9 protein-coding genes are annotated in these 12,263 nt (G+C 46.6%); all 9 read left to right on the plus strand.

The window, feature by feature from the left end:
- Positions 1-27 precede the first annotated feature (27 nt).
- The 9 genes from A2273_05235 (at position 28) to A2273_05275 (ending at position 12,157) form a co-directional block, all read left to right on the plus strand.
- On the plus strand, positions 28-1,887 hold the full coding sequence (locus A2273_05235) for an asparagine synthase (glutamine-hydrolyzing) (protein ID OGF07867.1): 1,860 nt from the start codon (positions 28-30) through the stop codon (positions 1,885-1,887).
- A gap of 9 nt (positions 1,888-1,896) precedes the next feature.
- Positions 1,897-3,000 (plus strand): hypothetical protein, encoded by a 1,104-nt coding sequence (locus tag A2273_05240; GenBank protein OGF07868.1) that lies wholly within the window; start codon positions 1,897-1,899, stop codon positions 2,998-3,000.
- Between the two features lie 19 nt (positions 3,001-3,019).
- On the plus strand, positions 3,020-3,964 hold the full coding sequence (locus tag A2273_05245; protein ID OGF07869.1) for a Vi polysaccharide biosynthesis protein VipB/TviC: 945 nt from the start codon (positions 3,020-3,022) through the stop codon (positions 3,962-3,964).
- Complete coding sequence (locus A2273_05250) at positions 3,954-5,039, plus strand: hypothetical protein (GenBank protein ID OGF07870.1); 1,086 nt, start codon at positions 3,954-3,956, stop codon at positions 5,037-5,039. The genes A2273_05245 and A2273_05250 overlap by 11 nt, the downstream gene beginning before the upstream one ends.
- Before the next feature lie 39 nt (positions 5,040-5,078).
- Complete coding sequence (locus A2273_05255) at positions 5,079-6,125, plus strand: hypothetical protein (GenBank protein OGF07871.1); 1,047 nt, start codon at positions 5,079-5,081, stop codon at positions 6,123-6,125.
- A gap of 23 nt (positions 6,126-6,148) precedes the next feature.
- Entirely contained in the window at positions 6,149-8,104 is a 1,956-nt protein-coding gene (locus A2273_05260; GenBank protein OGF07872.1) for a hypothetical protein, read from the plus strand.
- 156 nt (positions 8,105-8,260) lie between these two features.
- Complete coding sequence (locus A2273_05265; GenBank protein ID OGF07873.1) at positions 8,261-10,159, plus strand: asparagine synthase (glutamine-hydrolyzing); 1,899 nt, start codon at positions 8,261-8,263, stop codon at positions 10,157-10,159.
- A 138-nt stretch (positions 10,160-10,297) separates the two neighbouring features.
- Positions 10,298-11,353 carry a UDP-N-acetylglucosamine 2-epimerase gene (locus tag A2273_05270; GenBank protein ID OGF07874.1) on the plus strand — a complete coding sequence of 352 codons (1,056 nt, stop codon included), beginning with the start codon at positions 10,298-10,300 and terminating at the stop codon, positions 11,351-11,353.
- Between the two features lie 57 nt (positions 11,354-11,410).
- Positions 11,411-12,157: a hypothetical protein gene (locus A2273_05275; GenBank protein OGF07875.1), complete on the plus strand. Its 747-nt coding sequence runs from the start codon at positions 11,411-11,413 to the stop codon at positions 12,155-12,157.
- Positions 12,158-12,263 lie beyond the last annotated feature (106 nt).

Here is a 12,263-nt window from a genome sequence, read left to right on the forward strand (position 1 = left end):
TGATTCATGTTTTAATATCGTAAATAAATGTGCGGAATAACCGGATTAATTCATCTGGAAAGCCAAAGGAAAGCTGACCGGTCCAAGATCAAGCGGATGGCCGACAGCATTGCCCACCGCGGCCCGGACGGCGAGGGGTTTTATGTCAACGGACCGCTGGCATTGGGCCATCGGCGGTTGTCCATCATCGACCTTAAGACCGGCGACCAGCCCATGTTCACCGAAGATAAGCGGCTGACCATAGTTTATAACGGAGAGATATACAATTATATCGAACTCAGAGAAGAACTGTCTTCGCTGGGGCATGTCTTTAAAACGGATTCCGATACAGAGGTCATTCTGAATGCCTATACACAGTGGGGAGAGGATTGCCAGCTGCGCTTCAATGGGATGTGGGCCTTTGCCATCTGGGATGCTAAAAATGGTTCATTATTTCTTTCGCGGGACCGCTTGGGCGAAAAACCACTGCATTACGCCCTCTATGATAATTCTCTTCTTTTCGGATCCGAAATAAAAAGCCTTTTGGCCTACGGCCTGCCCAAGAGGCCGGATAACAGGATGACGGAGATATATCTCGGCTTGGGATATGTCCCGGCGCCGTATTCTTTTTATGAGGGGATTTTAAAGCTTGAACCGGGCTGCTGCCTTTCTGTGGTTGACGGGAAGATCAGTCTGAGAAGATACTGGGAACTGCCAGATATTTCTGAAGCCGAACTGATCGGGGATAGACCGAAGGTCAATGAGACATTTTTAGAATTATTGACGGATTCGGTTCGCCTGCGAATGCGGAGCGATGTGCCTTACGGGGCTTTTTTAAGCGGCGGCCTGGATTCCTCCAGCCTGGTGGCGATGATGTCGGATATCAGCCAGCATCCGGTAGAGACCTTTACCGTTGGTTTTGAGAACGCCGATTTTGATGAAAGAGCATTGGCCAGACAGGTGGCTGATAAATTCGGGTGCCGGCACCATGATGGGACAATCACTGCAGAAACTTTGACGGAATCACTTTCAAGGGTTTTGTCATACACGGATGAGCCATTCGGCGACTCATCGGCCATAGCCACCGGCTACGTAGCTGAATATGCCAGAAAAAATGTCAAGATGGCCATAACCGGGGACGGCGGGGATGAAGTGCTATCCGGTTATTCCAGCTATCAGTCAGAAAAACTGTCTGGTTTTTTGCATAGATTTCCAAGGGGCCTAAGAAAGGGAATCCCTTCAGTAATAAAATTCATCAGCCGTCCGGTTGGCGGGCGGTGGCGATATAAAACAGACCGATTTATAAATGTTCTGGATTCTGCCGGTGACAGCTTCCAAAACAGGCTTCTGAACAAAGCCAGCTGGATGGACCCCAGAATGCTGCGGGAGATCATTTCCAGTGAAAGCCAGGGAGCCATTCATTTGGATGAATATCTCGAACAGAAAATGGCGCAATGCCGGTTCAAGGATGGATTCTACCGGAATATGTATTATAATTTCAAATTATCGCTGCCGGAGGACATGCTGGTGAAGGTTGACCGGATGGCCATGTCCCATTCTTTAGAGACCCGGGCCCCGTTCTTGGATCACCGGCTGGTGGAATATATGTACCGGGTGCCTAAGGATATAAAAATGAAAGGGTTTCAGCGTAAAAGCATTTTACGCGATACTGTCGGCAAAAGACTTCCGGAGGCCGTCAGGCAAGCGGGTAAAAAGGGATTTGTGGTCCCCCTTAGGGATTGGTGCCGCGATCCAAATATGGCCCCGGCCTTGGATGACTTATGGAAAACAGACTGGGGTTTGAATCAAAATATGGTCAAGCAGGCCGTAGTGGAAAATGCGAACGGAACAGCCGACAACGGCAATTTTATTTGGATGATGCTGTTGTTAAAGCAATGGATGATATAAGGCGACCAGATGACAGCAAAACACCTCAAAATATTATTCAGCATGCCCAACGCTTCGCTGCATGGAGGCCCGGCCCAGCATCTGCCCCTTTTGCTGGATGGGTTGCGCCCCCATTGCGATGTATGGACCTTCGAATTCGGACGCAAAAAGGACAGCGAGACCATTTGGCAGAAAATATCAGGCCGGATGTTGGACCTTTTCAGGTTGAACCTGGCCATAACCGCCTTTGATCCGGATATAATCCACCATAATTCGGCCTTTGACAGCATGTCAATAATGAGAGATGCGCCCCTGCTGTGGCTGGCGAGATCCAGGAAAGTGCCTCTTTTGATCAAGATACACGGGAGCCATAGGGAGGCTTTTGGCGACATGGGAATGGCCGCCAATATCCTGCGTAATTATATTATAAAACACGCCCACCGCATTTGCGTCCTTTCCGGGTCAGAGAAAAAGGAATTTGAAGACAGGTGGCCGGCATGCAAGGGCCGGGTGGAGGTGGTTAAAAATATAATCAAACCTGATTTTTTCAAGGCTCAGCGCCGGGAAAGCCCGGATCCCACGGTGCTTTTCATTTCCCGGTTCATCAAAATGAAGGGGATCTTCGATCTGCTGGATGCCGTGCCGGCGGTCCTGGTCGAAAAGCCCAGGGTCAAATTCATATTTGTCGGCAGCGGTCCCGATGGGGAGAGGTTCGACCGGCTGGTGGCTGATAAAGAACTGGGCCCAGCGGTCGAGCATATTCCGCATATCGGAAATCAAGACACCCTGCAATATTATGAAAAAGCCTGGTGTCTGGCATTCCCCACGTACTACCCCGAAGGAATGCCCATGGTAGTGGCCGAGGCGATGGCGGCGGGCTGTCCGGTGGTGACAACCAGGACCAGATTCTCAGCTTCATACATGACCGAAGGCCGGCATTGTCTGTTCGCTGAGCCGGGACAGCCCGGGCTGCTTGCCAGACAGATAATCCGGTTGGTGGAAGATAATGAATTGAGGAAAGGCCTGAGCCAAAATGCAAGAACCCTGGCAACACGTTTCACCGATCGGGAGGCGGCCCCGGAGTTTCTCAACCTTTATAGAACCATGACAGATAACAATTCAAAAAGAATTTAACTTAACAGCGCGGATAAAGATGTCTGAAAAATATTTGATCACCGGCGGGGCGGGGTTCATTGGCTCCAATCTTACCGCCGAATTGCTTAACTCGGGAGCGCAGGTCAGGGTGCTGGACAATTTCTCCACCGGAAAAAGGGAGAACCTGCTTCCCTTCAAGGGTCATCAGAACATGGAGCTGATCGAGGGCGATCTCAGAAGTTTTCACATAGTCCGGCAAGCCGTAAAGGGGGTTGATTACGTTCTTCACCAAGGGGCGCTTCCTTCGGTTCCCCGGTCCATTGCCGACCCCATCACCACCAATGACGTCAATATATTGGGGACCCTTAACGTGCTGGAGGCGGCCAAGGAATTCGGGGTTAAGAGGGTGGTCTATGCCTCCTCATCCTCCATTTACGGCAACAGCCCCACCCTGCCAAAGTCCGAGGAGATGCCGGTCCAGCCGCTTTCGCCCTACGCCCTTTCCAAGTACACCGGGGAGAGATATTCCCAGATCTTTCACCAGGTGTACGGCCTGGAAACGGTTTGCCTGCGGTATTTCAACGTTTTTGGCCCCAACCAGGACCCCGCCTCCCAGTACAGCGCGGTCATCCCCAAATTCATCAAAATGATCTCCGAGGGCATTTCTCCCATAATATACGGTGATGGCGGCCATTCCAGGGATTTTACCCCTGTGGCAAATGTGGTGAGGGCAAATCTGCTGGCCTGCAGATCAACCGGGGCTTCGGGGCAGGTGTTCAATATCGCCTGCGGCCAGCGGCATACCTTGCTGGACCTGGTAACCGCAATAAATAAATTCCTGGGCTCCCGGGTAGAACCGCGCTTCGAAAAAGAAAGGGCCGGGGATGTTCGCGATTCCATGGCTTCCATAGAACGGGCCGCCAAAGGCATGGGGTATCGGCCCGAAGTCTCATTTCAGGAGGGCCTGGCAAGTTTAATCAAAATAACGGCCGATGGAAAGTAGCCGGGTAAAAATATTATTTGGAATATTGGGCCCAGAAGTCCATGGCGGCATTTCCCAGGTTTCGCCCTATCTGGAGAGTTGTCTCAGGGACAAGGTAACGATCAAAACATTCATCTTTGGCCGGCGATCAAATTCCGAACGGGTGTTTGACAAGTGCATCGGAAGATTTGCCGATCTGATCAGGTTGACCATTGATGTTCACGGCCTGCTGCCGGATATCATACACCATAATACTTCTTTTGACCGCAAATCGATCATCCGGGATGCGCCGTTGGTCTTTATACTCAAGCGGGCAGGCATTCCCCTGCTGCTTATGATCCATGGCAGCCACCGGGAGAGCTTTGGGAAAATGAGCTCGATAATGAGAAGCCTGCGTGATTATGTCTTGAAGAACTGCGCTTGCATCGGCACCCTTTCGGAAGCCGAAAAAAATGATTTCTGCGATTACTGGCCGGATCTGAAGGGAAAAGTAAGGGTGTTAAAGAATATCATCAAACCGGAATTTTATCAGGCAGAACGAAGAGAGCGCGCCACCCCAAAGATATTGTTCGTATCCCGCTTCATAAGAAAGAAAGGCGTTTTTGACCTTGCAAAAGCAGCGCCCAAGGTACTGGCAGAATTCCCGGATGCCGAATTCCTGTTCGTGGGCAGCGGTCCGGCCGGCGGGGAATTTGACAGCCTAGTTGAGGTGAACGGGCTGGGCGGCAATATCCGCCATCTGGAGCATATCGACAACCTGGCAATAATAGAACATTACAAAGACTCCTGGTGCTTGGTATTCCCCACCCATTATCCCGAAGGGATGCCCATGGTGGTGGCCGAGGCCATGGCGGCCGGGTGCCCGGTGGTCACCACCAGGACCAGGTTTTCATTGTCCTATATGGAGGAGGAAAAAAACTGCATTTACGTTGCGGAGGGCGATCCGGAGTCCATCGCCGATGGCATCATCCGTTTGTTGAAGGATGATAATTTAAGGATGAGCATCAGCAGGAACAACAGGGTGCTGGCGGAGAGGTTCACGGCCGATAAGGTGGTGGATGAATTTATGAATATTTACAAATCGTTAAACGAATAAAATATAAGCGGTACCAGAAATATTGGTGAAGGATAATACATGATAAGCAAGAGATATACACTTAGAACCAGTTCTAATCTTTATTCTGGCATAGTGGAGCACTTGAAGAACAATCACAACTTTTGTGATTTGTATTATAGAGATAACTATAAGTGCATGAAGAACAAGCTTTCCCTAATAGTTGATATTATAAGAGATATATACTTTACCTTTAAAGTGGCCGGTAAAATAAATAATGCTGATACTGTTATTGGTTTTTCTTATATGGGGTTAGCGTTATTGATATTTACAAAAATGAGAATTATTAACGTAAGAAAGAAATACTGGTATGGTTTGTTCTTACATTCCCAAATTGCAATAGATTTATTGGGATATTTGTTAAAAATATTTGATGATGGGAAGACAATATTTGTTGTGTTTTCAAAATATGAAATCACATTATATTCAAAACATCTAAAACTGCCCAAGGACAGGTTTAGATACGTTCCGTTGCCGTATTATCCTCCCAATCCTGAAGCAAAAACGGAATTTACAAATAACTATAAACCAAAATACCAAAGTTACTATTTCTCTGGGGGTTACAGCAACAGAGACTATATTGCTCTTATTAACGTTTTTAGGGAAGTAAAGGAAAATCTCATCATTGCCTGCTCTCATTTAAACACGGAAATAGAAAACATCAAAATTTCCGACAATATCAGCATTTTATATGATGTTAAGACATATAATTTTATTGAGTTACTAATGGGATCAAAGGCATGCATTTTGCCAATGAAATCAAATACCGGTGCAGCTGGTCAAATGGTAGTTGCTGATAGCATGTATTTGAAAAAAGTGATTATTGCCAGTAATACCGATATAATAAAAGAATATGTTGATGATGGTATTACAGGAATTTTATTAGGGAACATTATGCAGGACCTGCCAACGGTGCTTAAAGATATCACTATATACCCTAAAAAATTTCAACAAATGGGGGAAAGGGCTTATAAATCATTATTAAACAGATATTCAAAGGAAATGGTTTACGAGGAAGTCACTAAACTTGTAGGTTCACAGGACGAAGTAATAACTATGATATCGTAATAATCCAAACGAAGACAATATTAGTGAAATTAAACAAAACCAAAATGACTATCCAGTGGTATATAAATAGATTAAAGTGTATGAGTTCTGGCGAAATTGTATTTAGGCTCAGACAGCATGTAAAAAAGATATATGAAAACATAAGGTATCAGCACAGATATTTCCCAAAAGTCCATTTGATGTTGCCGGCCTATAATATATTTAACGTAGATAATGCGGAGACAAGGATAGATTCAATTACAGTAACAATATTTGGTAAAAAGATAGATCTCGGGCCAAAAATAAATTGGCACAAGGATTACTGCACCGGCAAAGAATTTCCCCAAGAATTCTCAAAGAATATTGATATCGAAAATGAAAAATATGGAAGTGTAAAACCTGTTTGGGAGCTAAATCGTTTACATTTTATGCCTAAGCTGGCATTGGGTTATAGAAAATTCAACAAACAGGAGGATTTGGATTTATTTATCAGTATTACGAGTTCGTGGATAGATGATAACCAGTATTTTAAGGGTATAAATTGGTTTAGCAATATTGAAGTAAACCTAAGGTTAATAAGTTGGTTTTGGTCCTGGAATTTTTTAGAGGCCAGTAAGCTACTTGAATATAATAAGGAATTTAAAGACTTTGTTGAGAAAAAATGGGTACCAGCAATATATTTACATTGCAAATATAGCTCGGGCAATCGTTCAAAATACTCCTCCGCTAACAACCACTTGATTGCAGAAGCTACCGGCTTGTTTGTCTCTGCTAATTTATGGAAATTTAAGGAATCCGAAAAATGGTTAAAAGATTCAAAGCACATTTTGGAGAAGGAAATAGTAAAACAGCATACGGTGGAGGGTATTAATAGAGAAGAGGCTGCCGGGTATATCAAATTTGTGACGGATTTATTCATGTTGGCATACATTGTTGGGGAAAAGACTGGGAATAGATTCTCGGATGTTTATGTCAAATGTTTAAAAAATATAACATACTATATAAGCAACTTGGTGGATAATAAAGGTAATGTGCCCGGATACGGTGATGACGATGATAGTGTGATACTTTCATTAGATTCGCATGATAAGGTAAATAATTGGCAATCGTTATTGTGTTCTGGTGCGACAATATTTCAGGATCCTGTTTTGAAATCTATAACAAATCGGTTTGATTTTAAAAATCAAGTGCTTTTCGGAAATGGTGGAGAAAATATATATAATTCAATATTAGCCGATAAAAAGCCAAGAGAAAGCATTTTATATAAAAATTCAGGACATTTCATTCTAAGAAAAGAAACCGGGGCCAAAGAAATATACATGCATCTTAAAAATTCGCCATTGGGATACTTGTCCATTTCTGCACATGGGCACGCCGATGCGCTATCTTTCACCCTAAATGTTGATGGGTTCCCATATTTTATTGATTCTGGAACTTATTCCTACGGTGCGAAACCAAAGTGGAGAAATTATTTTAAAGGCACTTTAGCGCATAATACGATAAGGGTAGATAAAAAAGACCAGGCAACGATTGGCGGACCAACAATATGGCTGGACCATTATAAGTGTAAATTAATCAAAGCTGAATCCAATCCAGAAATGGATTATATACTTGCCACCCATGACGGTTATAGAAAATCCGGGGTAGAACATGTCAGGGAAATAACATTTATTAAGAACAAAAATCATTTTATAATACGGGACATGATACAGATTAATGATAGCAAGTTGCATATTATCGAAATCCCGTTTCATCTAAACCCCAAGACTGAAGTGTTGAGCATAGATAAAAACAACTATTTATTGAAACACGATAATAGTCGTGCGGTGTCAGTTCAGTTAGATAATCGTTTAAGCCCGGAAATAATATCGGGACAAGATGAACCAATACTGGGTTGGTATTCTAACGCGTATTTCCATAAAGAAAAAGCCCGGGTTATTTATAATCAAATAAAAACCAACAAATCAATTGTAATAACAAATAACATAATAATAGAATGACCAAAGAATTACTTCAGGTGGTGTAAAAAACAGCAGATCCATTTATTTTTCGTATTATATTTAGATTGCAGCAACATTAAAATGGATAATCAGCAAATGAAAATAGATTCGATCAATATATACATCCCGGTCAGAGTCAAGGAGCAACGCAAGTAAATGTGCGGCATAACCGGCGTTTTCAACTACAATTCGGACCGGCCGATCGATCCGGAATCATTGAACCGGATGTGCGCTTCGATAGCCCACCGCGGCCCGGACGACCAGGGGATGTTCTTTGACAATGACGCCCGGATAGGGCTGGGACACCGCCGCTTGAGCATCATAGATCTGGCCACCGGGGCCCAGCCGATGTCCAGCGCGGACAAAAACATCTGGATAGTGTTCAACGGCGAGATATATAATTTTCCGGAACTTAAAAAGGAGCTGATAGCCGGGGGATTTCGGTTCAAAACCACCTCCGACACCGAAGTGATAATATACCTGTATCAGGCATACCGGGAGAAGGCCCTGGAGAGGTTGAACGGGATCTTTGCCTTGGCCATCTACGACAAAAAAGAGCGCAGCCTGCTGCTGGCCCGGGACAAGTTCGGGGTCAAACCCCTGTATTATCATGACGACGGCCAGAGAATATCGTTCGGCTCCGAGATCAAGACCATCCTTCAGGATAAGACTTTTACCAGGAACATCGACCTCCAGGCGCTGGATAATTACCTGACTTTCAGGTACAGCCCCTCGCCTCAGACCCTGATCCAGGGCATAAACAAGCTGCCGCCGGGGCACTGCCTCAAGATAATGCCGGGCCGAGAACCCTGGCAGTCCCGGTTCGACAATAAAGCCCCCAAGACCGACCGGACCATAAAAGAAAGCGACGCCATAGCTAGGTACCAGGAGTTGCTGGAGAACGCCGTCAAGCGGCAGATGATCAGCGATGTTCCGGTGGGTCTGTTTCTCAGTGGAGGGGTTGATTCGGCGGTGCTCGGCACCCTGATGCAGAAGAACCATGACGGCAAACTGAAGACCTTCTCCATAGGCTTCAGGGGAAAAGGGGATCACAACGAGTTGGATGATGCCCGAAAAACCGCCCGATGGATAGGATCGGAACACCACGAAATGCTGCTGGAGAAAAAAGAGTATCTGGATTTTTTTGCCCGTTCATTTTATTATGTCGAGGAGCCGGTGGCCGAGACCACCATTCCGGCCCTGTATTATGTGTCAAAGCTGGCGGCCCGGGACCTGAAAGTGGTGCTGGCCGGGCAGGGGGCCGACGAGCCGATGGCCGGATATCCCAGATATTTTGGCATCAGCCTGATACTCAAGTATCCCCGGCTCTGGAAGAACGGGCTGGTAAAAAGCCTGATCGCTAATTTGCCCCGCAACGAAAGGGCCAAAAGAACAGCATATGCCGGGGGGTTTGACCAGGAGCTGGACCGGTTTTTAGCGGTGCACACCATTTTTACCCCGGAGCAAAAGATCTTTCTGGTCCGGGAACCGCCTGCCGCGGTACGGGCAGATTCCGCCCGAACCTTGATGGCGGATCTCTACGGCCGAACATCATCATTAAGCGATCCTCTTTCCAAACTGCTGTATATCGACGCCCGGATGAACCTTTCCGACGATCTGCTGCTCTTCAACGACAAGATGGCCATGGCCAATTCCCTGGAGATGCGGGTGCCGTATCTGGATCTGGAGCTGATGGACTTTCTGGAATCACTGCCGGTAAACCTTAAACTCCGGGGCAGAACCGGAAAATACATCCATAAAAAAGCCGCCGGGAAATGGCTGCCCGGGGAGATCATAAACAGAAAGAAACGCGGGTTTGCCACCCCCATGGACCAGTGGCTCCAATCGGGCCTGTCCGATACGGCCAAACGGCTGTTCGCCCTTCCCGATTCGGCCTGCCGGCAATATTTCAATCTGGATTATATCAATGGTCTTATAGACAGCCATATCAAACGGCGCCATAATTATCAAAGGCATATCTTCATGTTACTGTCGTTCGAGATCTGGCATAAGACATTTTTTGAAAACAAGGAAGTCGATATCGGCGCTAATTGAAAATCACGGCCTTGGCAGTAAAACATACATCCAATTATATTTGGGTGGAAAATAAATTCGACAGAACATACGACATTAATGTCAGCAGGGTAATTATCCGTGAAAATTGTTAATATTGTTGGGGCCCGTCCCAACCTGATGAAAATAGCGCCACTCCTGACAGAGATGGGCCGTTATCCGGATATGAGCCCCATTCTTATTCATACCGGCCAGCATTATGACGATAATATGTCCACGGCGTTCTTTAAAGACCTGGAATTACCCCAACCTGATTACAATCTGAATGTTGGCTCAGGGACCCATACCTGGCAGACAGCAAATGTGATGCTCAAGCTGGAGCCGCTGCTGAAAGAAATAGCCCCCGATATGATACTGGTGGTGGGCGACATAAACTCGACCCTGGCTGCGGCGCTGGTTGCCGCCAAGATGGGCCTTCCGCTGGCCCATATTGAAGCCGGATTGAGGAGCTTTGACCGGTCAATGCCGGAAGAGATCAACCGAGTGGTCACCGATGCTTTATCGGATCACCTTTTTACCACGGAACGCAGCGCCAATGAAAATTTGCGGCGCGAGGGCATTCCTCGAAAAAAAATACATTTCGTTGGCAATGTAATGATAGACACCCTTCTCAAACACAAAAGACAGGCTGCGGCCCTGGGGATGCCGGGAAGGCACGGGGTTTCGGCCAAGGCCTATGCGGTCATGACCCTGCATCGTCCATCGAATGTTGATGTGCCGGAGTCCCTGAATAATATCTCTGATGTTCTATCAAGCATTCAGGGCCAGATTCCGGTATTATTTCCGGTTCACCCCAGGACGGTAAAATGCCTGGAGACAAGCGGCCTTCGGAGCCGACTCGATGCCATGCCAAATGTGCATCTTCTGGAGCCGCTTGGTTATCTGGAGTTCCAGGGGTTAATATCCCAGGCCCAGCTGGTGATGACCGATTCCGGAGGGATCCAGGAGGAAACCACCATCCTCGGTGTGCCCTGTCTGACCCTTCGCGACAATACCGAAAGGCCGGTCACGATCACAGAAGGCACTAATGAGCTGGTGGGAACATCGCCCAAAAAAATCACATCTGCTGTCCGGAGGATCCTAAAAGGCGGGATAAAGAATGGCCGGCGCCCAGAATTATGGGACGGGAAGGCCTCCAAGAGGATAATTGAGATATTACGGGCAAGCAAGCTATAACCATTACCGGGACCGGTGTAATTAACCATTTAATGCGCAGATTGAAAAACGGGGGAAATGAGCCAGCTTTCAGATGATATAAACTTTTTGGGCTGTCCAGTAAGCCGTCTTTCAGTAACCCAGACCCTGGACTGGATAAGAGAGGCCATTGCCAAAGGAAGCCCTTGCCAGATAGCCGTGGTTAATGCAAATAAATTTTATCTGATGTCCCGGCATGCCGCCTTAAGGGACATTATTCAAAAGGCCGACCTGGTCATCCCGGAGTGGGCGGTGGTTTGGGGAGCTGCCCAGCTAGGGCTGCCTTCGCTGAATCATTCGGGGGGGATAATCCTGGCCAAGGAATTTATGCCCTATGCCGCCCAAAAAGGATTGCGCCCATACTTTTTGGGAGCAAAACATGAAGTGGTAAGTGCTCTGGTAAAAAAAATGAAATCCGATTATTCCGAACTTGATATCGCCGGTTATCATGACGGATATCTGGACACACCGGAAATCGAGGAATCAATAATAGAGGATATCAGGAAGTCCCGCCCGGATGTGCTATTTGTTGCCCTCGGTTCCCCAAAACAGGAGCTATGGATACATTCCCATATGCAATTGCTCAATGTGCCGGTCAGCATCGGAGTGGGCGGCAGTTTTGACGTGCTCTCGGGGCTCAAGCCGGACACCCCCGAATGGGCCCGCGGCAAAGGCTTGGAATGGCTGTACCGGATAGCACAAAACCCCAGGGCGTATGCCAAGCGTTATATTATCACCAATACCTGGTTTGTCTGGCAGATACTAAAAGAAAAATTTAAACAATGAATCCCTGGCAAATATCCGGCCGGTATTTTATTAAACGCAACCTGATCAAACATCTCCAAGGGAATGTCCGGAAAAATGATAACCAAATATAACAATTGCTGTCGAT

It is taken from the genome of Candidatus Edwardsbacteria bacterium RifOxyA12_full_54_48, from assembly GCA_001777915.1.
Classification (GTDB): Bacteria; Edwardsbacteria; AC1; order AC1; family EtOH8; genus UBA2226.

Bases quoted from the DNA above. Each gene is read 5' to 3' on its own strand.
- A2273_05265 (OGF07873.1), top strand. From the start codon at position 8,261: ATGTGCGGCATAACCGGCGTTTTCAACTACAATTCGGACCGGCCGATC.
- A2273_05255 (OGF07871.1), top strand. From the start codon at position 5,079: ATGATAAGCAAGAGATATACACTTAGAACCAGTTCTAATCTTTATTCT.
- A2273_05275 (OGF07875.1), top strand. From the start codon at position 11,411: ATGAGCCAGCTTTCAGATGATATAAACTTTTTGGGCTGTCCAGTAAGC.
- A2273_05245 (OGF07869.1), top strand. From the start codon at position 3,020: ATGTCTGAAAAATATTTGATCACCGGCGGGGCGGGGTTCATTGGCTCC.
- A2273_05270 (OGF07874.1), top strand. From the start codon at position 10,298: ATGAAAATAGCGCCACTCCTGACAGAGATGGGCCGTTATCCGGATATG.
- A2273_05240 (OGF07868.1), top strand. From the start codon at position 1,897: ATGACAGCAAAACACCTCAAAATATTATTCAGCATGCCCAACGCTTCG.
- A2273_05235 (OGF07867.1), top strand. From the start codon at position 28: ATGTGCGGAATAACCGGATTAATTCATCTGGAAAGCCAAAGGAAAGCT.
- A2273_05250 (OGF07870.1), top strand. From the start codon at position 3,954: ATGGAAAGTAGCCGGGTAAAAATATTATTTGGAATATTGGGCCCAGAA.